Source organism: Lentzea tibetensis (assembly GCF_007845675.1).
Lineage (GTDB): Bacteria > Actinomycetota > Actinomycetes > Mycobacteriales > Pseudonocardiaceae > Lentzea > Lentzea tibetensis.
On sequence record NZ_VOBR01000007.1, the window covers coordinates 314,659 to 338,316 of the forward strand.

21 protein-coding genes are annotated in these 23,658 nt (G+C 68.2%); 10 read left to right on the forward strand and 11 right to left on the reverse strand.

Annotated features, from left to right (window positions below; translation table 11 throughout):
- Positions 1-3: 3 nt before the first annotated feature.
- Together tal and tkt are read right to left on the reverse strand one after the other, a co-directional pair.
- Positions 4-1,116: a transaldolase gene (gene tal, locus FKR81_RS13895; RefSeq protein ID WP_146351835.1), complete on the reverse strand. Its 1,113-nt coding sequence runs from the start codon at positions 1,114-1,116 to the stop codon at positions 4-6.
- Positions 1,113-3,218 (reverse strand): transketolase, encoded by a 2,106-nt coding sequence (gene tkt / locus FKR81_RS13900; RefSeq protein WP_146351837.1) that lies wholly within the window; start codon positions 3,216-3,218, stop codon positions 1,113-1,115. The genes tal and tkt overlap by 4 nt, the downstream gene beginning before the upstream one ends.
- A 231-nt stretch (positions 3,219-3,449) precedes the next feature.
- On the opposite strand from tkt, the gene FKR81_RS13905 reads away from it, so the two are divergent.
- Complete coding sequence (locus FKR81_RS13905) at positions 3,450-4,373, forward strand: heme o synthase (RefSeq protein ID WP_146351839.1); 924 nt, start codon at positions 3,450-3,452, stop codon at positions 4,371-4,373.
- A gap of 806 nt (positions 4,374-5,179) precedes the next feature.
- Here the strand turns inward: FKR81_RS13905 and FKR81_RS13910 are convergent.
- From FKR81_RS13910 to FKR81_RS13920, 3 genes are all read right to left on the reverse strand, one after another.
- Positions 5,180-5,818 (reverse strand): HD domain-containing protein, encoded by a 639-nt coding sequence (locus tag FKR81_RS13910; protein ID WP_146351841.1) that lies wholly within the window; start codon positions 5,816-5,818, stop codon positions 5,180-5,182.
- A 63-nt stretch (positions 5,819-5,881) separates the two neighbouring features.
- Positions 5,882-6,529 (reverse strand): hypothetical protein, encoded by a 648-nt coding sequence (locus FKR81_RS13915; protein WP_146351843.1) that lies wholly within the window; start codon positions 6,527-6,529, stop codon positions 5,882-5,884.
- Positions 6,530-6,534: 5 nt separating this feature from the next.
- Positions 6,535-7,596 (reverse strand): hypothetical protein, encoded by a 1,062-nt coding sequence (locus tag FKR81_RS13920; protein WP_235921529.1) that lies wholly within the window; start codon positions 7,594-7,596, stop codon positions 6,535-6,537.
- A gap of 132 nt (positions 7,597-7,728) precedes the next feature.
- Between FKR81_RS13920 and FKR81_RS13925 the strand changes: the two genes are divergently transcribed.
- Complete coding sequence (locus FKR81_RS13925; protein WP_146351847.1) at positions 7,729-8,310, forward strand: FKBP-type peptidyl-prolyl cis-trans isomerase; 582 nt, start codon at positions 7,729-7,731, stop codon at positions 8,308-8,310.
- A 62-nt stretch (positions 8,311-8,372) separates the two neighbouring features.
- On the opposite strand, the gene FKR81_RS13930 is transcribed toward FKR81_RS13925, so the two are convergent.
- A complete protein-coding gene (locus FKR81_RS13930) occupies positions 8,373-9,332 on the reverse strand; it encodes a quinone oxidoreductase family protein (RefSeq protein ID WP_146351849.1) in 960 nt (319 codons plus the stop codon).
- Between the two features lie 40 nt (positions 9,333-9,372).
- The gene (locus FKR81_RS13935; protein WP_235921530.1) at positions 9,373-10,980 is read right to left on the reverse strand and encodes a DUF885 domain-containing protein; all 1,608 of its coding nucleotides are present in this window, start codon (positions 10,978-10,980) and stop codon (positions 9,373-9,375) included.
- Positions 10,981-11,018: 38 nt separating this feature from the next.
- Here FKR81_RS13935 and FKR81_RS13940 point away from each other — a divergent pair, with 38 nt between their 5' ends.
- From FKR81_RS13940 to FKR81_RS13950, 3 genes are all read left to right on the forward strand, one after another.
- A complete protein-coding gene (locus FKR81_RS13940; RefSeq protein ID WP_146351853.1) occupies positions 11,019-11,300 on the forward strand; it encodes a hypothetical protein in 282 nt (93 codons plus the stop codon).
- A complete protein-coding gene (locus FKR81_RS13945) occupies positions 11,297-12,145 on the forward strand; it encodes an ATP-grasp domain-containing protein (RefSeq protein WP_146351855.1) in 849 nt (282 codons plus the stop codon). The genes FKR81_RS13940 and FKR81_RS13945 overlap by 4 nt, the downstream gene beginning before the upstream one ends.
- Before the next feature lie 148 nt (positions 12,146-12,293).
- Positions 12,294-12,704, forward strand: a complete 411-nt coding sequence (locus FKR81_RS13950) for an RlpA-like double-psi beta-barrel domain-containing protein (protein ID WP_222598261.1) — start codon at positions 12,294-12,296, stop codon at positions 12,702-12,704.
- 18 nt (positions 12,705-12,722) lie between these two features.
- On the opposite strand, the gene FKR81_RS13955 is transcribed toward FKR81_RS13950, so the two are convergent.
- On the reverse strand, positions 12,723-14,300 hold the full coding sequence (locus FKR81_RS13955; protein WP_146351859.1) for a solute symporter family protein: 1,578 nt from the start codon (positions 14,298-14,300) through the stop codon (positions 12,723-12,725).
- Positions 14,297-14,689: a DUF485 domain-containing protein gene (locus FKR81_RS13960; protein ID WP_146351861.1), complete on the reverse strand. Its 393-nt coding sequence runs from the start codon at positions 14,687-14,689 to the stop codon at positions 14,297-14,299. Before FKR81_RS13960 ends, FKR81_RS13955 begins: the two co-directional genes overlap by 4 nt.
- A gap of 319 nt (positions 14,690-15,008) precedes the next feature.
- Between FKR81_RS13960 and FKR81_RS13965 the strand changes: the two genes are divergently transcribed.
- The 4 genes from FKR81_RS13965 to FKR81_RS13980 are packed head-to-tail and all read left to right on the forward strand — an operon-like array spanning position 15,009 to position 19,322.
- On the forward strand, positions 15,009-17,672 hold the full coding sequence (locus FKR81_RS13965) for a sensor histidine kinase (RefSeq protein WP_235921531.1): 2,664 nt from the start codon (positions 15,009-15,011) through the stop codon (positions 17,670-17,672).
- A gap of 3 nt (positions 17,673-17,675) precedes the next feature.
- A complete protein-coding gene (locus tag FKR81_RS13970; RefSeq protein ID WP_146351863.1) occupies positions 17,676-18,095 on the forward strand; it encodes a roadblock/LC7 domain-containing protein in 420 nt (139 codons plus the stop codon).
- Positions 18,096-18,097: 2 nt separating this feature from the next.
- Positions 18,098-18,724, forward strand: a complete 627-nt coding sequence (locus FKR81_RS13975) for a DUF742 domain-containing protein (RefSeq protein WP_146351865.1) — start codon at positions 18,098-18,100, stop codon at positions 18,722-18,724.
- Entirely contained in the window at positions 18,705-19,322 is a 618-nt protein-coding gene (locus FKR81_RS13980; RefSeq protein ID WP_146351866.1) for a GTP-binding protein, read from the forward strand. Before FKR81_RS13975 ends, FKR81_RS13980 begins: the two co-directional genes overlap by 20 nt.
- Positions 19,323-19,916: 594 nt before the next feature.
- On the opposite strand, the gene FKR81_RS13985 is transcribed toward FKR81_RS13980, so the two are convergent.
- Both FKR81_RS13985 and FKR81_RS13990 read right to left on the reverse strand, forming a co-directional pair.
- Entirely contained in the window at positions 19,917-21,491 is a 1,575-nt protein-coding gene (locus FKR81_RS13985; RefSeq protein WP_146351868.1) for a carbohydrate-binding protein, read from the reverse strand.
- Positions 21,491-23,032, reverse strand: a complete 1,542-nt coding sequence (locus FKR81_RS13990; protein WP_146351870.1) for a glycoside hydrolase family 88 protein — start codon at positions 23,030-23,032, stop codon at positions 21,491-21,493. Before FKR81_RS13990 ends, FKR81_RS13985 begins: the two co-directional genes overlap by 1 nt.
- Before the next feature lie 156 nt (positions 23,033-23,188).
- Between FKR81_RS13990 and FKR81_RS13995 the strand changes: the two genes are divergently transcribed.
- Positions 23,189-23,653, forward strand: coding sequence for a GbsR/MarR family transcriptional regulator (locus tag FKR81_RS13995; protein WP_146351872.1), 465 nt, complete (start codon positions 23,189-23,191; stop codon positions 23,651-23,653).
- Positions 23,654-23,658 lie beyond the last annotated feature (5 nt).

Below are 23,658 nucleotides of genomic sequence, written 5' to 3' on the forward strand. Positions count from 1 at the left end.
AACTCAGCCCTTCGCTTGCGCCAGCTGGTTGGTAACCGTCTCGAGGAGCTCAACCCAGGACTTCTCGAACTTGTCGACGCCCTCGGTCTCGAGCACCTGGAAGACGTCGTCCAGGTCGATGCCCACGGCTGCCAGCTTGCCGAAGACCTCCCTGGCTTCCTGCTCGCGTCCGGTCACCTTGTCGCCGTCGATCTTGCCGTGATCGGCGACCGCGTGCAGCGTCTTCTCCGGCATCGTGTTGACCGTGTTCGCGACCACGAGCTCGTCGACGTACAGCGTGTCCTTGTAGGCCGGGTCCTTGACGCCGGTCGAGGCCCACAGCGGGCGCTGCGCACGCGCGCCGTCGGCGACGAGCGCCTCCCAGCGCGGGCCGCTGAACGCGCGCTCGTACTCGGCGAACGCCAGGCGCGCGTTGGCGACGGCGGCCTGGCCGCGCAGGGCCTTGGCCTCGTCCGTGCCGATCGCGTCCAGGCGCTTGTCGATCTCGGTGTCCACGCGGGACACGAAGAAGGACGCCACCGAGTGGATCGTGCGCAGGTCGTGGCCGTTCGCCTTGGCCTGCTCGAGTCCGTCGATGAACGCGTTCATGACGCCCTGGTAGCGCTCGACCGAGAAGATCAGCGTCACGTTGACGCTCACGCCCTCGGCCAGCGTCCGCGTGATCGCGGGCAGGCCTTCCTTCGTGGCCGGGATCTTGACCAGCAGGTTCGGCCGGTCGACGGTCTTCCACAGGTCGAGCGCCTCGGCGACGGTCTTCTCCGTCTCGAACGCCAGCCGCGGGTCGACCTCGATCGAGACCCGGCCGTCGACGCCGTCCGTGGCCGCGTAGACGTCGCGGAACACGTCGCACGCGTTGCGCACGTCGGTCGTCGTGACCTCGCGGATCGTCGCGTCCGTGTCCGCACCGCGCGCGGCGAGCTCGCGAACCTGCTCGTCGTAGGACGCGCCCTTGGACAGCGCGCCCGCGAAGATCGTCGGGTTGGTCGTCACGCCGGTCACGTTCCAGTCGGCGATCAACTCGGCGAGGTTGCCGCTCGTGAGCCGCTCCCGTGACAGGTCGTCGAGCCAGATGGAGCAGCCTGCCTGGCTCAGTGCCGTCAGGTTCTCGTTGCTCACTTCTCTCCCCTCACCCGCTGCAGCGACTTCTTGGCGGCTGCAACGACGTTCTCAGTGGTGAAGCCGAACTCCTTGAACAGCGTCTGGTAGTCGGCGGACGCACCGAAGTGCTCGATCGAGACGATCTCGCCCGCGTCACCGACGAAGCGGTACCACGGCTGGGCGATACCGGCCTCGACCGACACGCGCGCCTTGACCGACGCCGGGAGAACGGTCTCTCGGTAGTCGGCGTCCTGCGCGTCGAACCACTCGACGCTCGGCATGGACACCACACGGGTGGGAACGCCCTCGGCCTCGAACACCTTCCGCGCCTCGACGGCGATCTGGAGCTCGGAGCCGGTGGCGATGATGATCAGTTCGGGCTTGCCGCCGGACGCGTCCGCGAGGACGTAGCCGCCCTTCTTCACGCCCTCGGCGCTGGTGCCCTCGAGCGTGGGCACGTTCTGCCGGGTCAGCGCGAGGCCGACCGGGCCGCGCTGCTCGATGGTCGCCTTCCACGCGTACGCGGTCTCGTTCGCGTCGCCGGGGCGGAGCACGGTGAGACCGGGGATCGCGCGCAGCGCGGCCAGGTGCTCGATCGGCTGGTGCGTCGGGCCGTCCTCGCCGAGGCCGATGGAGTCGTGCGTCCACACGTAGGTGACCGCGGACTGCATGATCGCCGCGAGCCGCACGGCCGGGCGCATGTAGTCGGAGAACACCAGGAACGTGCCGCCGAACGGGCGGGTCGGGCCGTGCAGCGCGATGCCGTTGAGGATCGAGCCCATGGCGTGCTCGCGGACACCGAAGTGCAGCGTGCGGCCGTACGGGTTCGTCTTCCACATGTCCGTGGAGATCTCCTCCGGACCGAAGCTCGGCTCGCCCTTGACCGTGGTCAGGTTCGACTCGGCCAGGTCGGCGGAGCCGCCCCACAGCTCGGGCAGCTTCTTCGCCAGCGCGTTGATGACCTCACCGGAGGCCTTGCGCGTCGCGACGCCCTTCGCGTCCACCGGGTAGACCGGCAGCTCGTCGGCCCAGCCGGCGGGCAGCTCGCGCGCGACCAGGCGGTCCAGCAGCGTCTTGCGCTCCGGGTTCTTCTCGGCCCACGCGTCGAACGACTTCTGCCACTCGGCCTTGGCGTGCTCGCCGCGCTTCACGACCTCGCGGGCGTGCGCCAGCACCTCGTCCGCGACCTCGAAGGTCTGCTCCGGGTCGAAGCCCAGGATCCGCTTGACCTCGGCGACCTCGTCGTTGCCCAGCGCGGCGCCGTGCGCGGCACCGGTGTTCTGCTTGTTCGGCGCCGGGTAGCCGATGATCGTGCGCAGCAGGACGAAGGACGGACGGCTCGTCTCGGCCTTCGCGTTCTCCAGCGCCTCGAGGATGCCCTTGACGTTCTCGCCGCCCTCGACGACCTGGACGTGCCAGCCGTAGGCCTCGTAGCGCTTCGCGGTGTCCTCGGACAGCGCGATGGTCGTGTCGTCCTCGATGGAGATCTTGTTGTCGTCGTAGATCACCGTGAGGTTGCCGAGCTGCTGCGTGCCCGCGAGGGACGACGCCTCGGAGGTCACGCCCTCCTCGATGTCACCGTCGGACGCGATCACGAAGATGTCGTGGTCGAACGGGCTCTCGCCCGGCGCGGCGTCCGGGTCGAACAACCCGCGCTCGCGGCGCGCGGCCATCGCCATGCCGACGGCGCTCGCCAGACCCTGGCCGAGCGGGCCGGTGGTGATCTCCACACCGGCCGTGTGGCTGTACTCGGGGTGGCCGGGGGTCTTGGAGCCCCACGTGCGCAACGCCTTCAGGTCGTCGATCTGCAGCCCGTAGCCGGACAGGAACAGCTGGACGTACAGCGTGAGGCTCGAGTGACCCGCGGACAGCACGAAGCGGTCGCGCCCGATCCAGTCCGGGTCGGCCGGGTCGTGCCGCATGACGCGCTGGAAGAGCGTGTAGGCGGTTGGGGCGAGGCTCATGGCGGTACCGGGGTGACCGTTGCCGACCTTCTGCACGGCGTCAGCCGCGAGCACCCTCGCCGTGTCGACAGCGCGCCTGTCGAGCTCGGTCCAGTCTTCGGGCAGATGGGGCTCGGTCAGCCGGGTGATGTCGTCGGACACGGACTTGCGCTCCACTCTTCGTCGGGTAGGGCGGGTCGCGCTCGGGGTGAATCGATCCCGATGACCTGACCCGCGATTCTCCTCGTCCGGTTGCCAGCCTAGTCCGGACGGAGGGCGAAACTGCTCTGGTACTGGTTACCTCGTTGTGTGCCCAGGCACACCAGTACCCGAACGGGCCTGGTTTCCCGTCGCTGGTTACTATCAGTCGCCGGTCTTTCCCCGTCTTGATTCGAGGAGTTCATCGCGATGAGTGCCGTCCTGGAGGCCCCCGCGCGGACGCCTCGTCAGGTCGTTGGCGCGTACGTGGCGCTGACCAAGCCCCGCGTCATCGAGCTCCTGCTGATCACGACCATCCCGGCCATGCTGCTGGCCCAGCGCGGACTCCCGCCGCTGTGGCTCATCGCCTGCACCCTCACGGGCGGCACCCTGGCCGCCGGCTCGGCCAACGCCCTGAACTGCTTCGTCGACGCCGACATCGACTCGGTCATGAAGCGCACCACGGCGCGACCGCTGGCGCAGAACGCCATCCCACCCCGCAACGCCCTGATCTTCGGCATCGCGCTCGGCGTGGTGTCCTTCGCGTTCCTCTGGCTGACGACGAACCTGCTCTCGGCGGTGTTCGCCGTGGCGACCATCCTCTTCTACATCTTCGTGTACACGCTGGTGCTGAAGCGGCGGACGTCGCAGAACATCATCTGGGGCGGCATGGCGGGCTGCATGCCCGTGATCATCGGCTGGTCGGCGGTGACGGGGACCGTTGAGTGGCCCGCGCTGGTCATGTTCGGCGTCATCTTCTTCTGGACGCCGCCGCACACGTGGGCGCTGGCGATGAAGTTCAAGGAGGACTACGCGCGCGCTGGGGTACCGATGCTTCCCGTCGTTGCCACCGCTACGCAGGTGACGCGGCAGATAGTCATCTACTCCTGGATCACAGTCGTCTGCACCCTGCTCCTGGCGCCGGTGACGTCCTGGATCTACGTGGCGGTCGCCGCCGTGTCCGGCGTGTGGTTCGCCGTGTTCGCGCACAAGCTCCACAACGTCGTGCGGCGCGGCGGGTCCACGAACACCATGAAGTTCTTCCACATGTCGAACCTCTACCTGATGCTCGTGTTCTGCGGCCTCGCCGTTGACGCCGTCGTCGGGCTTCCTGTGCTTGGGTTGCCCTTCTAGTTCCTGCACCTCACGGGTTACGGCTCGTGGGTCTGTCCGGTTCAGCCGGGTGTGAAGTGGGCATCTTTCTTCCCCGGTTCGGGGTATCTGGTTGTTGGGCCTTCCGTGGTGGGGTGGGGAGGTCCTCGCTGATCACCTCACGGTCGCCACATCGAAAAGCCCCTGTCAAGGCGGAAAAGCTGCCTTGACAGGGGCTTTTCGATGTGGCAAGGCTTCGCCTGATCAGCGAGGACCTCCCCACCCCCTGCCCTCCGGGAAAGTTTGCTCTGTTCATTTGGCTGCCGGTTTGGGTTGTGGGGCCGCGCCCAGTTGGCAGTGCGGGGGCTGGGAGTGCGGCGGGCGCTCCTTCTTTTGGTTCGTGCCGGTTCTCGCTGTGCTCGCTTGGTACCTGCCGGTTTCGTCGGGCTCGCTTGGTTCGTGCCGGTTTGGTCGGTGCTCCCTTGGTGCCTGCCGGTTTTCGCTGGGCTCGCTGGGCTCGCTTGGTACGTGGCGGTTGGTCGGGGTTCGCGCGGTTCGTGACGGGTCGGCGGGCGGTGCTGGCTTCGCTTCGCTCGCTGGCTGGGCTGACTCGTCTGAGGGGCGCGGAATTGTCGGTGCTGGCTGGGAGCATCGGTTCGGGGGGTTCTCGCGTGCGGGGACGCCTGCGTGAGCGCTGCCCGAGGCCAAGGGCGCGGCAGGGAAGCGGGCACGTCGGCACGCGGGTCCGAGGCCGTACCCCGGGCCCGACGCGACGCACGCTCGGCCGTACCCCGGCCCCGGCGTCATGCACGCTCTGCCGCACCCCGCCCCGCAGCGGGCTGGCCTGCTCAGGAAGCCACGGCGGACAGCAAGTCCTCCACGCAGGGGTCGTCCAGCGACTCGACGATGCACTGCCAGAGCTTGAGGTTCGCGCTCGCCCACTTGGAGTACGTGGCCGCGGCCTCCGTGTCGTAGAAGTAGAACCCCGCGTCGTGCTTGCCCTGCTGCTCCCCGACGATCTTGTGCGCCAGCTCCCGCAGGGTGATGCCGTTCTCCTGCAGGTACTTGTGCGCCAGCACGACGGGCGTGACCGGCAGCGCCTTGAACAGGGTGTCCGCGTCGGACAGCGCCTGCGCCTCGAGTGAGATGTACCGGTCGCGGGTGCGCATCTCGGCCTCGATGACGATCCGCTCGATCCACTCCGAGACGGTGGGATCCACGCCCGCCGAGGCGAGCACCTTGGCGCGCAGTTCGGCGCCGTCCATGGGCAGTGAGTTGCGCCTGACCATGTAGTTGAGGTCGTGCACGAGTGCGGCGACGTGGGCCACTTCGACCGAGGCGCCGTTGCGCTGCGCGAAGTGGATCGACTTGTCGCGGACGAAGCTCACGTGGTGCCAGCCGTGGAACTGCAGGTTCGCGGCCAGGTCCTGGCACAGCTGCCACACCTGGCGTTCCACGTCCTCGATGACGGACATCGGGATGCGCATGACCAGCCCTCCCAATCGGGTGGGCTGATCGTAGGTGTGCGTCGGCTCCTGCCGTAGGGGCTTTCAGAGGTTGTTGGTCAGGTCCTCCAGCCGTTCCTCCACCGGGACGTGCCGGTGGCTGACTCCGGTCTCGGGGTCGAAGGAGAGGCTCCACGGGGTCACCGCGCGGGACTTGACCAGGAACGTCATGGTGCCGTTCGCGGCTCGGGGGATGCGGTGGAACTCGTGCGCCAGCAGGGAACCGGTGGCTCCGACCGCGCACTGGGCGCGATTCAGCAGGGACGTCGAGATCACCGCGCGGCCGCCGATGCCCAGCTTGGCCGTGAAGCGTTCGTGCAGGTAGGAGCCGCTGAGGATGGTGGTGCAGAAGTGGTAGCGGTGGTTGTGCACCGAGTCGGCGTAGCCGGCGCGCCAGTCCTGCAGCGGCTTGTACTCGTGGAGCCAGAACGTGTACGGCTCGTGCGGCTCGTCGCGCAGGCACCAGGCGAAGTGAGTCGTCGTTTCGCGTGAATGAGCTATCACCCACATGGCTTCCTGCGGTGACAGGGTGTTGAGGTGTTCTCGCAGTTCCTTGCGCAGCTTCGGTCGTGCGGCCCAGTCGCGGAACCACACGCCGACTTGTGACCAGTTGTCGACGACAGGGGAATCAACTCTGGAGAGACGGGATGCGAGTTCCGCGAGTGCGGTCAGCCCGGTGAACTCGGCTAACAAGAAGATCAGCTCCTCAGCTGTGCGGAGGCGGAGAATTCACGACGGAAAACGTGGAACTTGTCCTCCAGCTCACGGAATCCGTCTGCGGTCAGGGGATCGCCGGTGATCTTCTCGAACAAAGCGAGGAAGTCGTCACGGGTCGTGCTCGGCCTGATCGTGAAGTGGTATCCGGCGCGGGAATTGCTGATCCGCAGGAACTCGGCGCGCTCCATCCCGTAGAGGAAGGAGCTCTCGGTGAAGCGCAAAGTCCTGGGATACGGCCGGATCACTCCGGCGGTGTTGCTGTACAACGTGAGCCAAGCGCTGTCGTCGAACAGCTCGAGGCGGTCGAGCGGTGGGTCGGACACGATCGTGCCGTCGATGCGGCTGCACCGGCCGCGCGCGAGGTAGAGGCCGACCAACCCGATCGACACCTGTTCGCGCAGCTGCGCCTGGATCGTGCCGTAATCGCCGTCGGCACCTTCGTTGCGCAGCAGGTATCTGGCCCGGCCGCTGATCGCGTCGTTGTCGCGCGGGTCCGCGAGCACAGCTCTCAGCTCGCACTCCGACTGCGAGAGCAGCACCCGGCACGCCGCGTACCTGCCCGCGAATCCGCGAAAGCAGTACAGCCTCGTGCGGTCCAGGTCCTGCATCATCAGCTGGTTGAACACCGGATCCGGCTTCGCGGTCGGCTCGAACACGTGGCTGGGGAAGAACTCGCGGTCGAGCGCCCGGTACTCGGCGGTCAGGTCCTGCAGCGCCTTGCGGCTCTCCTCGACGACGGGAGCCACCAATGCGCGTTGCGCGGCGGAACTGGTGATGAGCGTTTGCGTGAAGCTCACCACCGCGGAAATCAGCGTGCCGGTGCCCACTGATGTCACGAAGTTCCGCAGTGCACTCGCTTCCATTTGACTGGAAAAGGCCAACGACACACCGGAAGTGACCACGAGTACGAGGAGGAGCAAGCCTGTGCGGGTCCAGAAGATTTCCTGGATCAGGTTGCTGCGGATGCCCCTGGCGTCCGCTGACACGTTCGTCACCTCCTTGGTCGGCACACGAACGGACGAATGCACTGGGTGTCTGATCATGTGCGCGGAGTTACTGTACGCGCCGGTCAAAAGTTAGGGAAGCAGGTATTCGATGCGATTTTCAAAACGCAATAAATGATCTCTCAGGCCCTGCCGACAGGCTGCCGCACCCGTGCTCATAAGCTCCCCGGCATGCGCAACGTCCTGCTCATCGCGTCCCTGGCGGTCGTGGCGGCGGCCTCCATCGGCTGCTCTTCCAGCGACCGTCCGTCCACCCAGACGCTCGGCAACACCCCGTCCGCGACGGCTCCGAAGGCCCAGACGCCGTCGAGCACGTCAGCAGCCAAGCCCACCGGACCGGTGTGCACGGCCGCGGACTTCAAGGTGGCTGGTGAGTTCGGCGCCAAGCCGACCGTCACCGTCCCGACCACGTGCCAGCCGGGCCCCGAGCTGATCATCTCCGACCTCAAGCCGGGCACCGGCCCCGAGGTCAAGAAGGGCTCGACGGCCGAGGTCAACTACCAGCTGACGACGTTCTCGGACAAGCAGATCGCCGACGAGTCGTTCGGCACCGGCCAGACGTTCCCGGTCGAGAACGTCGGCGCGGCCAGTGTCATCAAGGGCTGGAACGAGGGCCTCATCGGCCTGAAGGAGGGCGGCCGCAGGCTGCTCATCATCCCGCCGTCGCTCGGCTACGGTCCCCAGGGCAGCGGCTCGATCCAGCCGAACGAGACCCTCATCTTCGTCGTCGACGCCGTGAAGGTCACCGGCTGAGTCCGTCAGGGGCACCCGTGCGACGCACAACGCCGCAAGGGTGCCCCTGACGGCACTCCAACTCAGGGGACGAGCAGCAGCTTGCCGGTGGTGCGGCGGGCCTGCAGGTCCTCGTGCGCCCGCGCCGCCTCGGCGAGCGGGTAGCGGCCGCCGATCCGGATGGACAGCGTGCCGTCGGCGACCGCGGCGAGCACGTCGCCCGCCCGCCACTCCAGCTCCTCACGCGTGAGGAGGTACGCCCCGGTGCTCGGCCGGGTCAGGAACACCGACCCCGCCTGGTTCAGCCGCTGCGGGTCGACCGGCGGCACCGCGCCGCTCGCCGCCCCGAACAACGCCACCAGCCCGCGGATCCGCACGCTCGCCAGGCTGCCGTCGAAGGTGTCCTTGCCGACGCCGTCGTAGACGACGTCCACGCCGCGGCCGTCGGTCAGCCTGCGCACCTCGGACGCGAAGTCGCCGTAGCGCAGCACGTCGGACGCGCCCGCCTCGCGCGCGAGCTTCTCCTTCTCATCGGTCGACACGGTGCCGATGACCCGCGCGCCCTTGGCCTTCGCCCACTGCGTCAGCAGCAGGCCCATGCCGCCCGCGGCCGCGTGCACCAGAACGGTCTCGCCCGCCTTGACCTCGTGCGTCGAGTGCAGCAGGTAGTGCGCGGTGATGCCCTGGAGCAGCGACGCCGCGGCCAGCTCGTCGGACACGCCCTCGGGGATCTTCACGGCCGCCGCCGCGGGCACGACCGCCAGCTCGGCGTAGCTGCCCAGCACGGACATCCACCCGACCCGGTCACCGGCCGCGAAGCCGTCCGCGCGCGACTCGACGACCTCACCGGCGCCTTCGAGCCCGAGCGTCGCGGGCAGCTCCAGCGGGTAGCCGCCGGACCGCTGGTAGGTGTCGATGTAGTTCACGCCGCTGGCGCGCACCCGCACCAGCAGCTCACCGTCACCCGGCGCGCGCACGTCGACGTCGCTGTACTCGAGAGCTTCCGGACCGCCCGCGGTCCGGACCACCACTGCTTTCGTCATGTCCGGGTCAACCTCTCGGCAGAAGGTGATGTTCCCCGTCTCACCTGCCGAGAACGGCCCTGCGCGCGAGGCCGAGCGGAAGTGCACCCGATCCGGCGATGGTGTCGTGGAACTCCCGCAGGGTGCCCCGCTGCTCGGCGACGTAGTCCGCGCGGATCCGGTCGATCTCCAGCGCGCCGGTGAGGTACGACGGCGCCTGCGTCGGCCACGCGCAGTACCGCAGCACCTCGGCCGCGGCCGTGCCGGCCGTCAGCGCCGTGTTCGCCACCAGGTGCGCCTCGGCCTCGTCGGTGCTCATGTCGCCGCAGTGCAGCGCCGTGTCGACGACCATGCGCGCCGCGCGGAACAGCCGCGCCTCGACGTGCGCGAGCTCCTGCGCCGTCGACGTGAAGAAACCCTGCTCCCGCAACAGCTTCTCGGAGTACAGCGCCCAGCCCTCCGAGAAGTAGGGGGTGCGGAACACCTTGCGCACCGGCCGGTCCTGCGCGGCCAGCCACGACAGGTGCCAGTGGTGTCCGGGGTAAGCCTCGTGCACGGAGATCGTCGCGAGCTGGGCCCGAGCGTTGGTGCGCAGCCGCTGCGTGACCTGCTCGGCGGTGAACCCGTCCGGCGTGAACGGCACGAAGAAGTGCCCGACGCGGCCGTTGGTCAGCGGCGGCGGCTGCATGTACGACGCGACCGCGACGATCGGCCGGTGGAACGTCGGCGAAGGCACCACGCGGCACTCCTCGCCGTCGGGCAGCGTCACGAGCCCGTGCTCGACCAGGAACCGCCGCGCGCGCTCGGTCTCCGCCTCGTACTCGCGGCGCATGTCCTCCAGCGTCGGCGGGTGGTCGTCCTGCAACGACGTCATGACCGCGTGCCAGTCCGGCGTCCCCGCCAGCTCCTTCAGCTCCGCGTCCAGCTCGGCGTACGCGGCCTTGCCGCGCTCGTGCAGCTCGCCCGCGCCGTAACCGAGCACCTGGTGCTCGACCAGCAGGCTGGAGTACAGCTTCTCGCCCATGCGCCAGTCGCCGTTCGCGCGCTCCGCGAACTCCTCGAGGAACACCACGAGCTCGTCGAACGCCCGCGCCGCGGGTTCGGCCGCTTCCGCGAGCTTCGCGCGCAGCTGCTCGTCGCGCACCTCGGCGGGCAGCGCGGAGGTGAGGAACGCGCGTCCGGTGCGCGCCTGGTCGAGTCCGCGCCGGACGATCATCGGCGACGCGATCGCGGGGTCGAGGTTCGCCCGGCACGCGGCCAGGATCGCGGGCACCTCGGCGAGCCGGGAGATGACCGCGTCGACCAGCTCGGGCTCGGGCCGCAGCCCGTAGGTGAACGCGGCGTGCAGCGGGTAGAGCGCGGTCGACGTGTACACCGACGGGTCGCGCCGCCACTCGGGCCACGACGCCCGCAGCTGGTCACCCCGCAGCACCGAGGCGATCAGGTCGCGGTCGATCTCCTCGTCGAGCGTCGACGGACTGGACGCGGTCAGCCTGCCGAGCCACGCGTCCACCTCGCGTTCGGTGCTCTCGAACGCCGCGGCGGAGAAGTCCCCGAGCGTGTGGTCGTGGTCCAGCGAGCCGAGCATCGACGCCGTCGCCGGGTTGCGGTCGAAGTACCAGCTCAGGAACTCGCCGACCAGCGCCGGCTGTGGAGTGTCTGCGGTCACTCCACGGAAGTTACCCGCTGGTTCTAAGGTGGTGAGCTGTGGCGGACAAGAAAGCTGTGAAGCAGGCATCGGAATTCCTCACCGCGCACGGCAAGACGGCGCGTGCGGTGATCGAGCCGATCGGCCGCGCCGGTGCGCGGATCGTGCTGGTCGGTGAGGACGGCGCGATGGGTGACCTGGTCCTGCCGACCGTCGAGGCCGCGTCCGAGGTCGTCGCCGCGGTGCCCGAGCTGGTCGAGGCCGAGTGGGACCGCGAGACCACGTCCCAGATCAAGATCGGTTCCCCGCACCGCAAGAAGATGGCGCGGATGCAGCGGTGAAGGTCCTGCTCGCCTCCTGCCCCGGCAAGCCGTTGGGAGACGGTGACGACGACGCGGTGATCGACGCGCTGGCCTCGGTCGACGTCGACGCCGCGTGGTCGGTGTGGGGTTCGCCCGACGTCGCCGACCTCGTGGTGCTGCGCGCGACGTGGGACTACACCGAGCGGCTGCCGGAGTTCCTCGACTGGTGCGAGTCGGTGCCCGTGCTGGCGAACCCGCTTTCCGTGGTGCGCTGGAACACCGACAAGTCCTATTTGGTCGAGTTGGCGCAGGCGGGCGTCGGCGTCGTGCCGACTTCCGTTGTGGCGCCGGGGGAGCGGCCGTCGTGGCCGTCCGGCGAGTTCGTGGTGAAGCCCGCGATCGGCGCGGGCTCGCGCGGTGCCGCGCGGTTCGCGGCCGGCGAGTTCGAAGCCGCGGTCGAGCACCTGGACTCCTTGGCCGCCAAGGCGCTGGTGCAGCCCTACCAGTCCCGTGTGGACGGTGAGGGTGAGACGGCGATGGTGTTCTTCGCCGGTGTGTACTCGCACGCGTTCACCAAGGGCGCGATGCTCGCGCCGGACCGGGAGACCGACGAGTCGGGCCTGTACGTGCTGGAGAAGCTCGCGCCCGCCGTCCCGTCGGCCGCGCAGCGCAGGCTCGGCGAGGACGCGCTGGACGCGGCGGCCGGGCTGCTCGGCCTGCGTTGCTCGGAGCTGCTCTACGCGCGCGTCGACGTCGTCGCTGGCGAGGACGGGCGGCCGTTGCTGCTGGAGCTGGAGCTCACCGAGCCGTCGCTCGGCTTCCGGCAGGCAGACGCGGGTGCTCCGCTGCGGTTCGCCTCGGCTGTGCGCGCTTTCGCGCGTTAATCGTCTAGACCGATAGGCGTTCGACAGTCACCATAGTTCTATTGATACGTGCCTTTCGTCTGTCGCACGTACGGTGGATGCCGGTGGCAATTCGTCGTGGCAAATTCGGTGGCGTCGAAATTCACTCATTCCCGCAGGAGGAATTGTGTTGTCTGCTGCCACCGCGGTCGGGGCCGTGGCGCTGGCTGCCGCCGGACTGGTCGCGCCGCCCTATGCCGGGAACCTCGGAACCGCCACCTACCAGGGCAAAGCCACCTTCACCGAGGACTACAAGCCGGACTGGGACAAGGTCGCGTGCCCGAAGTCGGAAAACCTCAAGACGCTTCCGAAGGAGTTCATCGCCGGTCTCAACCGCGAACAGTTCGGCAAGGGGGACAAGAGCCCGAACTGCGGCGTGATCGTCGAGGTGACAGGCCCGAAGGGCAAGTTCAAGGTGCAGATCGTGGACGTCGCCGAAGGCCCCAAGAAGGGTGACCTGAACCTCGACAAGGCCGCGTTCGCGAAGATCGCCGACGTGAACGACGGCATCGTCAAGATCAGCTGGGCTGTCGCCAAGTAGCGACAGCCCGGCGCACGGCTACCGCAGGCCCGAACCGATGCCGGTGAGCGCGCGGACCTCCATCTCGGACTGCTTGTGGGGGTCGGCAGGCTTCTTGCTGAAGATCGTGCCCAGGTAGCCGGCGAGGAACGACAGCGGGATCGACACGATTCCGGGGTTGCTCAACGGGAACCACGCGAAGTCCGCGCTCGGGAACACCGACGACGGCGACCCGGAGATCGCGGGGGAGAAGGCGATCAGCACGATGCACAGGCTCAGGCCGCCGTAGATCGACCACAACGTGCCCGTGGTGTTGAACCTCTTCCAGAACAACGAGTACAGCAGGGTCGGCAGGTTCGCCGACGCGGCGATCGCGAACGCCAGCGCCACGAGGAACGCGACGTTCTGGCCGTTGGCCGCGATGCCGCCGATGATCGCGAGCACGCCCACCACGATCGCGGTGAGGCGGGCGACCCGCACCTCGGAGCGGGGGTCCGCCTCGCCGTGCTTGATCACGCTGGCGTAGACGTCGTGCGCGAAGGACGCGGACGCCGTCAGCGTCAGACCGGCGACCACGGCGAGGATCGTCGCGAACGCCACCGCGGCGACGATGCCGAGCAGCACGGCGCCACCGATGTGGAACGCGAGCAGCGGGGCCGCCGAGTTCTCACCACCGGGCGCCGAGGTGATCTCGTCCGTGCCGACCAGTGCCATCGCGCCGAAGCCGAGCACCAGCGTGCACAGGTAGAAGGTGGCGACCATGCACGTCGCCCACACCACCGAGCGCCGCGCCTCGCGGGCGTTCGGCACCGTGTAGAAGCGCATCAGCACGTGCGGCAGCGACGCCGTGCCGAAGAGCAGCGCGAGCGCGAGGGACAGGAAGTCGATCTTGGAGAGGTCGGACGCGCCGTACTTCACGCCGGGCGACAGCACCGCGTCGCCGAGCGGCGACTTCTGCGTGGCCCGCTCCAGCATCGTGGACAGGTCGAACCCGAACTTGCCGATCAGGAAGATCGTCAGCAGCAGCACGGAGAGGATGAGGAAGCCGGCCTTGATGATCTGCACCCACGTGGTGCCCTTCATGCCGCCGACGAGCACGTACAGCACCATGATGATGCCGACGACCGCGATGATGGCCGCCTGGCCCACCTTGCTGTGCACGTCGAGCAGCAACGCCATCAGGCCGCCCGCGCCCGCCATCTGCGCGATCATGTAGAAGAGCGAGATCACCAGCGTCGCGTTCGCCGCGGCCGCGCGCACCGGGCGCTCGCGCATGCGGAAGGCCATGACGTCGCCCATGGTGTAGCGGCCGGTGTTGCGCAGGCGCTCGGCGATCAGCATGAGACCGATCAGCCAGGCGACGACCCAGCCGATCGAGTAGAGGAAGCCGTCGTAGCCGTTGACCGCGATCGCACCGGAGATGCCGAGGAACGACGCGGCGGACAGGAAGTCACCCGACAGGGCGATGCCGTTCTGCGCACCGGTGAAGCCGCCGCCCGCGGCGTAGTAGTCGGACTTGGTGACGTTGCGGCTGCCCGCCCGGTACACGATGTAGAGGGTGATCAGGACGAAGATGCCGAAGACGCCCAGGTTGATCGCGGTGTTCGCGCCGTTCACAGCTGCTCCTCGTCGGCGTCGACGAGGCTGCGGACCGCGTCGACCTGGGGGTCCAGCCTTCGCTTGGCGTAACGCGAGTACGCCAATGTGATGATGATGGTGCTGGCGAACTGGAGGAATCCGAACACGAGTCCGACGTTGATCACACCGAATACCGGCTGGCTCATGAAATCGTCGGCGTACGCGGACAACAACACGAAGGTCACGTACCAGCTGAGGAACAGCAGTGTGGCCGGGATAACGAACGTCGCGATCCGTCTGCGGAGCAGCTGGAAATCGGCGCTCTGCTGGATCCGCCCGAAATCGGGCTCTCCGTCACCGTCCAACAGCAATCCGTGATCGTGGTCTTCGAACGTCGCGAATCCGGGCGAGGGCAGCGCCTTCGTCATCTACAACTCGCATTCGTGGGCGGGGGTGCCCGCGCGCCCGAGAGCGCAAGGATGATCACTGTGCGTGACCACGCTGCGGGCGATGCGGCGGGGAGGCGCTCAGCGTAACCACGCACGGCCACGAGTCAATCCCCGAGCGACGAGCACCACCCGGACGGGGCGTGCCCACCGTTGTAGCCGCAAGCTCCCTGGCCTACTATCCCGCAGCAACACGTTCCGTCACTTGCGAAATCGCTCGCCCACCAAGTCATGCGGTGATTCGCCAGGCCAGGAGGTAGCCGATAGTGGGGCACTTCGAGCGCGCCATGGGGATCAATTCGTGAATGCCCGCAGTTGGAGAAAGATCAGTGACTGGCGCAACTGGCGCCTGCCCGTCAAGCTCGCCGCGGTGCTGCTCGTACCGGTGAGCGTGGCGGTCGGTGCCGGTGTTCTGCAGATCGCCGGGTACGTGGACAGGTCGAACTCGTACGTGCAGATGCAGCAGCTCGTCCGGTTGCGCGCGGACATCGCCCCGCTCATCTCCAGCGTGCAGCAGGAGCGCACGCTCGCCGCGCAGAGCTCGACGAGCGGCTCGGGTGTCGCCGCGTTCCAGAACCAGATCAGCTCGACGGACAACGCCGCCGCGACCGTGCGCCGCCGCGTCGACCGCACCGCGGGCCTGAGTGACGTCGCGAACTCCCGCTATCGCGAGCTGACGGACCAGCTGAGCGCCCTCAAGGCGTTGCGCGAGCAGACCTCTTCCGGCACGGCGGACGCCACCGCCGCGACCGCGGGCTACACCGGCGTCGTCAAGTCGCTGCTGGACTTCGAACAGGCCCTGATCAGCCAGTTCGGCGACGAGGCCATCTCCGGCACGGCGATCGCGTTGCACAACATGGTGATCTCGCAGGAGCAGGTCTCGCAGCAGCAGGCGATCGTGCTCGCCGGCATCGGCCGCGGCAAGCTGCTCGGCACCGAGGTCCGCACGCTGGAACAGTCGGACATCCGCCTGCAGGACCGCGTCAACGACTTCCAGGCCATCGCCACCCCGGCGCAGCGCCGCAGCTACGAGCAGACGGTCACCGGCGCCGACGTCGCCACCCGCACCAAGCTCGTCGAGAAGGCGCTGACGCAGCCGGAGCAGCAGCCCGCCAACCGCACGGGCACCAACGGCAGGCAGGCCCCGGCCACCGACCCGACGCTGGGGATCGCGGTCGAGGAGTGGAACAAGACGTCCGGCACGACGTCCCGCCTGATGGAACAGGTCGGCAGGCAGCTGCAGGACGAGCTCGCGGGTACGGCGGCGCGGCTGCAGGACGAGACGTCCGACAAGGCCGGTGCGGCCGCGGTGGTCCTGCTGGCCATGCTGATCCTGGCCGTGGCGCTCGGCTTCGTCATCGGCCGCTACCTGCTGCGCTCGCTGGAGGAGCTGCGGCGTTCCGCGCTCGACGTGGCGCACCACCACCTCCCGCAGGTCGTGGCGGCGATCCGCGCGGACCGCAAGCCGGACACCGAGATCGAGCCGGTGCCGGTGCACACCGTCGAGGAGTTCGGCCAGCTGGCGCGCGCGTTCGACGCGGTGCACGAGCAGGCCATCCGCTCCGCCGTCGAGCAGGCGTCGCTGCGCGGCGGGATGCGCAACATCTTCGTCAACCTGTCCCGGCGGTCGCAGGGCCTCGTCGAGCGCCAGCTCAAGCTCATGGAGGAGCTGGAGCGGCACGAGGAGAACCCCGAGCAGCTCGCCAACCTGTTCAAGCTCGACCACCTCGCGACGCGCATGCGCCGCAACAACGAGAACCTGATGGTGCTGTCCGGCACGGACGTCGCCCGCAGGTTCACCCAGCCGGTTCCGCTCGCGGACGTGCTGCGCGCCGCCGCGTCGGAGATCGAGCACTACCAACGGGTCGTGGTGAAGTCCACGCCGTCGGTGGAGATCGTCGGCTACGCGGCGAGCGACCTCGTGCGTCTCGTCGCGGAGCTGCTGGACAACGCCACGGCGTTCTCCGCGCCGACCACCCAGGTCGTCATCGGCGCCCGCGCCGACCGCGACGGCGGCATGCTCGTCGAGGTCGCCGACCAGGGCATCGGCATGGGGCCCGCGGAGCTGACCGAGGCCAACGAGCGGCTCAGCTCGGAGGCCGAGGACGAGGTGCCCGTGTCCCGCCAGATGGGACTGTTCGTGGTGGGGCGCCTCGGCAAGCGCCACAACGTCACGGTGCGGCTCCGCGCGGCGGGGGAGGGCCGCGAAGGCCTCCGCGCCTTCGTGCTCGTCCCGGCGGAACTGGTGCGCAAGAACGTCGAGGAGGAGCAGGCGCCCTCCACGCCGAGGCACGCCGCGCTCCCGCAGCCGAAGCCCCCGCTGCCCGAGCAGTCCCGGCACGCCGACCCGGCTCACCGGCCCGCTGAAACTTCAAGGCTGCCGGAGACGCCGCGGTTGCCCGAGCCGCCGAGGGTGCCGGAGCAGCCCCGCGTCGTGGTGAAGACGCCGAACCTGGCGCCGCGCCCGCCGCGTGCGGAACAAGCCGAGAGCGACGTCAGCAACGGCAACGGTGGCTGGTCCTCGTTCCGCGGCGCGACCATCGACGAACCCGTGACGTCCAACGGAAACGGGCCAGTTGAGACGGCGGCTGAAGAAACCAACTCGTCGTGGTTCGGATCTTTCGAGGCGCAGAACGGCTCGGTACCGCAACCTTCGTCGACGCCCTCACCAGCATCGTCACCGTCCGTCACCGGATCGTGGTTCGGAAAAACCGGCACCGCGTCGGTTTTCGACGAGCCGCCGGGTGACGCGGAGGACGCTGGTGAGACGGGCGCCGGGTTGCCGAAACGAGCGCCGCGTAAGAACCTGCTCCCCAATCTCGCCGAACGCCCGGAGTCGCAGGGCACACTGTCTCAGAAGCGTGACCCGGAACGGGCCAGGGGCTTCCTCAGCAGCTACCAGACAGGACTGCGGCAGGCTCCCTTGGGAGGCAACGGCAACGGGCAGCGGAACGGGCAGGAGTAGGGCATGAGCACACCTCAGTCGCGCCAGGTGCACCAGTTCGGGTGGTTGATCACCAACTTCACCGAGCGGGTGCCCGGAGTGGCGCACGCCGTGGTGATCTCGGTCGACGGCCTGATGCTGACGAAATCCGCAGCTCTGCCGCCTGACAGAGCCGACCAGCTGGCCGCGATCGCGGCCGGCGTGGCCAGCCTGACCCAGAGCGCCTCACGATGTTTCGAAGGTGGCGGTGTGTTGCGCACCGTAGTCGAGATGGATTACGGGATCATGCTTCTCATGTCCATTCGAGACGGGTCTTGTTTGGCGGTCCTGGCCGCCCCCGACAGCGATGTCGGCCAGGTGGCCTACGAGATGACCGTGGTCGTCGACCAGGTCGGCCAGATCCTCACCCCAGAACTGCGAGCACAGCTCCACAGTGTGAGGTGATCATGAGTTCCGCTGATGGCCACCGCCGCCGCAGCAAGCACGCTGAGGCACCCGCCGAGCAGACGTTCGCCGACCTCATGAACGGGTTCAGCCTGGACAGTGGCCGGCGCAAGTCGCGAAGGGACCTGCCGCCGACGCCGCGCGCGACCCCCGAGGCGCCCGCGGCACCCCAGCACGCCGATTTTTCGGGGCCTGCCGGGGTTTCCGGGTACTCCGACGAGTACTCCGGGCACGGCGACTGGCCGACGCTCGCCGAGGAACCGGTGGCCTCCACACCCATTCCTCCGGCCGCGTCGATCGTTCGTGCATATGCCTGGACCGGTGGGCGCACTCGGTCCAACGTGAATCTCGAGATCGAGACACTGGTGTCCGCGAATGATCAGGGACACCACTCGGCAGGTATGTTGCAGGCTGAGCACCAACACATCGTCGAGCTGTGCCGCTCCCCGCGCTCCGTCGCGGAGGTGGCCGCACTGATGCGAATCCCGCTGGGAGTCGCGAAAGTGCTGCTCGGCGACCTGGCGGAACGCGGGCTGGTGGAAGTACACCTGACCGCGACCTCCGGTGGTGCCGACATGCCGGATCTCGGGTTGATGGAGAGAGTGCTGAGTGGACTACGTCGGCTCTAGATTTCCCGACTACGGACCTCCGGGGTCCTCAGGCCGTGAGCTCACGTCCGCCAAGATCGTCGTGGCGGGTGGGTTCGGTGTCGGGAAGAGCACGTTCATCAGGTCGATGGTGAACGGAGATCTCCTCACCTGCGCCGCGCTGCCCCCTGAGCGCGCCGGTGCGGTGACCGAGCTGGTCCGGATCGAGTTCGGGCGCCTGTGGCTTGATCCGGGGCTCGCACTGCACCTCTTCGTGGCCCCGCAGTGGCAGACGCCGCAGTCGGGGTGGAACGACGTGGTGCGCGGGTGCGTGGGCGCGGTGATCCTGCTCGACGTCATGCGCCCCGCCGACTCGGTGGACGCCATGCGGTACTTCGAGGACCACCGGATCCCTTACGTGATCGCGTTGAACAACATGCACACGCATCCGCGTGGCGACGTGGCCGCTGTGCTGCGGTCCATGGGCGTCGACCCCAGTGTGCCCGTGGTCAACTGCGACCCCCGGTACCGGCACCTGGTGCGGCAGACGCTCATCTCGTTGGCCGAGCACGCCAAGCTGGACCGGTGGCGGCGGGAGCCTGGGCCAGGTGACACCACGCCGCTGGCGCCGGTCTGCTGAATCTCGGGTGGTGGGTGGGGAGGTCCTCGCTGATCACCTCACGGTCGCCACATCGAAAATGCCCTGTCAAGGCGGAAAAGCTGCCTTGACAGGGCATTTTCGATGTGGCAAGGCTGCGCCTGATCAGCGAGGACCTCCCCACCCCTGGCCCTTCGGACGCTTGGGATCATTCGGCTGCCGGTTTGTGCTCGGGGGCCGCGCCCGTTCGGCAATGCGGGGGGCGCCAGTGCGGCGGGCGCTCCTTTCTTTTGGCACCTGCCGGTTTCGTCGGGCTCCCTTGGTGCCTGCCGGTTGGGTGGGTGCTCGCTAGGCTCGCGCCGGTTGGGTGGGTGCTCGCTTTGCTCGCGCCGGTTGTCGCGGTGCTCGCTTTGCTCGCGCCGGTTGGGTGGGTGCTCGCTTTGCTCGCGCCGGTTGGGGCGGTGCTCGCTTGGTGCCTGCCGGTTTGGGCGGCGCTCGCTTGGTCCGCGCCGGTTTGGCGGTACTCCCTTGGTACGTGCCGCTTTCGTGGTGGGTCACCTGGCGTGCTGGCATCGCTTCGCTCGCGGGGTGAGGGGGAGCCTTCCCAGCGAGGCAAGGCTCCCACCCCCCGTCCCACTAGTTGATGTCGAGGTAGTCCAGGTTCGCCGCGCCGTTGGCCGTGGTCGCCGTGGCGCGGATCTTGTTCTCACCCGCGACGAGCGTCACGGTCGCCGTGACGGTGCTGTAGGTCGTCCACGCCCCGGTTCCGTTGAACGCCAGCTCGTCGCGCACCAGAGCACCGTTCAGCGTCACGTCGACCGGCCGGTTCGCCGTGGTGCCGTTGGCGAAGCCGAAGGTCAGCGTCGCGGTGCCCGCCTGCGTGGCGTTGACGGTCCACTCGACGTACGGTCCGACGGCGTTCACGGTGTTGACGAAGCCGGTGCCGGAGAAGCCGGCGTGGTTGGACTCGACGACGCCCTGCGAGAGAACGGCGTTCTCCGCCTCCAGGCGGTTGATCGTGCCGGACGGCGTGACGCGGTACAGCACCGTGCCGTGGCCGGGCACCGAGGCGCTGATCGCGCCCGTGGTGGTGCGGACCTGCTTGGACCACAGGTCCTTCAGCGAGTACGACGCCGAGCCGCCGAGACCGATGGCGGACGCCGTGGTGCTGATCGTCGCGGCCGCGGTGTTCTCGTTGGACAGCGCGACCGCGCGGTCGCCGTTCGCGAGGACCTTGCTGTAGACCACGAGGCCGCCGGAGTTGGACACCACGGTGCCCTGCTTGCCGAGCGGGTCCTGGTCGATCGCGATCACGTCGGTGTTCTTGAGGATCGTGAACGTGTCCTCGTTGACCTTGCGCAGGTCCGCGCCGATCAGCAGGGGAGCGGCCATGATCGCCCACAGGCTGAAGTGCGTGCGGTACTCGGTCGCCGTCATGCCGCCGTTGCCGACCTCGAGCATGTCCGGGTCGTTCCACGCGCCCGGCTTCGCGTACTGCGCGAGCACCCGGTTCGACTTGGCCTTGCCGATCATCGACGACCAGTTGTCGGCGATGTCCCCCGTGGTGCGCCACAGGTTGCCGGTGTTCGGGCCCCACGTCCACACCTTCGGGTCCGACCGGCCCCACTCGCAGATCGAGTACACGATCGGACGGCCGGTGCGGGCGAGTGCGTCGCGCATCTTCGTGTAGCGCTGCACCGCGTCGACGCCCTGGTTGTTGCAGTTGTCGTACTTCAGGTAGTCGACGCCCCACGACGCGAACAGGTCCGCGTCCTGCTGCTCGTGGTTCAGGCCGCCGGGGAAGCCCGCGGTGTTGCACGTCTTGGTGCCCGCGCTGGTGTAGATGCCGAACTTGAGGCCCTTGCTGTGCACGTAGTCCGCGACGGCCTTGATGCCGTTGGGGAAGCGCGCCGGGTCGGGGCGCAGGTTGCCGTCCGAGCCGCGGGTCGGCAGCGCCCAGCAGTCGTCGATGTTGACGTAGGTGTAGCCGACGTCCTTGAGGCCGCGGTTGACGAAGATGTCCGCGATGCCCTTGATCATGGCCTCGTTGAACGTGTTCGTGCAGTGCGTGGTGTTCCAGTTGTTGAAGCCCATCGGCGGCGTGCGCGCCAGGCCGTTCTCCAGTGCCAGCACCTGCGGCGCCGTGATCGTCGGCACGATGACCGTGCTCAGTGCCAACGCTGCTGCTGTGAGGATTCTGCCGAGTCTCATCACACACCCACCCTCGTGAACTGCTCGCTCATGATCAGGAACGCGCCGAGCCCGTGGAAGTCGTTCGTGGCCCGCTCACGCGCGATGTAGTAGCCGTAGTCGCCGACGTTCGTGCCGATCGAGATGTCGGACACCTGCGTGCGCCCGTTCGACCCGATGGACGTCTTCTGCAGCACGCCCTGATAACCCTTGGCGGCCACCGCTTTGTACGACGGGTCGAGGTAGCCGCGTTCGACGCCGCGCGAGAGCGCGAAACTGAACATCATCGAACACGACGTCTCGAGCCAGTTGCCGGACTGGCCGCCCTTGTCGACGACCTGCCACCAGCGACCGGTGGCCGCGTCCTGGTAGCGCTGGATGCCCACCACCAGCTCGCGGAAGTCCGTGAGCGTCTGCGCGCGGCGCGGGTGGTTGGCCGGGACGACCTCGAGGATGTCGATGGTCGCCATCGCGTACCAGCCGATCGCGCGGCACCAGTACTCCGGCGCCAGCCCGGACTGCGGGTTGGCCCACGACTCGTCCTTCGCCTCGTCGTAGGCGTGCTTGAGGATGCCGCTGGGCTGCTGCAGGTGGCTCGCGTAGACGTTGAGCTGCTTCAGCGCCTCCTCGTTCGCGTACGCCGAGTCGTTGAACGTCTTGCCGTACTCGGCGAGGAACGGGTTCAGCATGAACACGCCGTCGGCCCACAGCTGGTTGTGCCTGCTCTCGCTGGTGGAGTGCCAGAAGCCGCCGTCGCTGGTGCGCGGGTAGGTGTTGAGCCGGTTGCGGATCTTCTTCGCCGCCGTCTGGTACTTCGCCTGCCCGGTCTCCTTGTAGAGGATGTTCAGCAACCGCCCGGACAGCATGCTGTCGAGGTTGTTGAAGTTCTGCGTCATGTTGCCGCCGCTGTCGACGAACCGGTCGACCCACGCCTTGATGTAGCTGAGGTAGCGGGGGTCCTTCGTGCGCTGGTACACGAGGTACTGCCCGTACAGGTACAGCCCGCGCGTGTACGACCAGCCGCCCAGCTGCGCGGGGGTGTACTGCGCCATGGTCGACTCGACGACCGCGACGGACCAGTCGGTGCCCGTGGTCGCACCGACGGTCAGCGAGTCGAGGTTGGGCCCGCCGTTGCTCGTGGTCGCCGAGGCCCGGATCTTGCTGGTGCCCTGCGGCAGCTGGACGCTGATGGTCTGCGCGCGCCAGGACGTCCACGCGCCGGTGCCCGCGAAGTTGATCGTGCCCGCCGACGTTCCGTTGACCGCGACGTCGAGCGGACGGTTGGTCGTCGTGCCGTTGGCGTACCGGAAGGACAGCGGCACAGCCTGTGCGGTGTCGTTGGTGATGGTGAACTCTACGTAGGAACCTGAGGCATTGTCGTAATTCACGAACCCGGTGCCGGTGAACCCGGCGTGGTTGGACTCGACGACGCCTCGCGAGAGGACCGCGTTCTCGGCCTCGAACCGCGTTTCCGCTGCTTGTGCCGGTGGTGCGGTCATCATCGCCGCCACCAGAGATATCAACAGCACGCTCGATCTGAGAGCGCTCCCACGTGCCACCATGCCCAGCCCCTTCGATGGGTTGTGTGTAGCGGCGGCACGCTAAGTCTTCACAGGAACAGACGTATGTCAACAAACAGCCACAAGAAGCCACCGACCGGCGCAGCATTGACAAGATCGCTACGATAGCTTCAGTGTTAACCGAAAGAATGGGGTCTCGTGAGCGTCGGACGTGAAACTCGGCTCTCCGCCTGGATCGAGCGCTTCGCCGCGCACTTCGCGGAGGAGGGCATCCCGCTGATCGGCGGCCGCATCCTCGGCTACCTGCTCATCTGCCAGCCGAGCGAGCGCACGGCGGCCGAGCTGTCGCAGGAGCTCGAGGCGAGCAGCGGCTCGATCAGCACGAACCTCAAGTTCCTGGTGAGCGCGGGCCTCGTGACGAAGCGGACGCGGCGCGGCAGGCAGGCCGCGCAGTACCGGATCGACGAGAAGCGGTGGGTGGACCTGGTGCAGCGCAAGCTGGACGCGCTGGTCAGCGTGCGGGACCTGACCGAGTCCGGCATGCGGTTGCTGAGCGGCGACCCGGAGCGGGCGATGCGGCTGCGCACGGTCGACCAGCTGTACACCTGGCTCGCGGACGAGCTTCCGCCGTTGTGGGAGCGCAGGCCCGCCACACCGAAGTAGCGTGG

Coding starts and splice junctions, on each gene's coding strand:
- FKR81_RS13905 (WP_146351839.1), top strand. CDS start 3,450: ATGAGTGCCGTCCTGGAGGCCCCCGCGCGGACGCCTCGTCAGGTCGTT.
- FKR81_RS13910 (WP_146351841.1), bottom strand. CDS start 5,818: ATGCGCATCCCGATGTCCGTCATCGAGGACGTGGAACGCCAGGTGTGG.
- FKR81_RS13920 (WP_235921529.1), bottom strand. CDS start 7,596: ATGATCAGACACCCAGTGCATTCGTCCGTTCGTGTGCCGACCAAGGAG.
- FKR81_RS13925 (WP_146351847.1), top strand. CDS start 7,729: ATGCGCAACGTCCTGCTCATCGCGTCCCTGGCGGTCGTGGCGGCGGCC.
- FKR81_RS13930 (WP_146351849.1), bottom strand. CDS start 9,332: ATGACGAAAGCAGTGGTGGTCCGGACCGCGGGCGGTCCGGAAGCTCTC.
- FKR81_RS13960 (WP_146351861.1), bottom strand. CDS start 14,689: ATGACGAAGGCGCTGCCCTCGCCCGGATTCGCGACGTTCGAAGACCAC.
- FKR81_RS13970 (WP_146351863.1), top strand. CDS start 17,676: ATGAGCACACCTCAGTCGCGCCAGGTGCACCAGTTCGGGTGGTTGATC.
- FKR81_RS13975 (WP_146351865.1), top strand. CDS start 18,098: ATGAGTTCCGCTGATGGCCACCGCCGCCGCAGCAAGCACGCTGAGGCA.
- FKR81_RS13985 (WP_146351868.1), bottom strand. CDS start 21,491: ATGAGACTCGGCAGAATCCTCACAGCAGCAGCGTTGGCACTGAGCACG.
- FKR81_RS13990 (WP_146351870.1), bottom strand. CDS start 23,032: ATGGTGGCACGTGGGAGCGCTCTCAGATCGAGCGTGCTGTTGATATCT.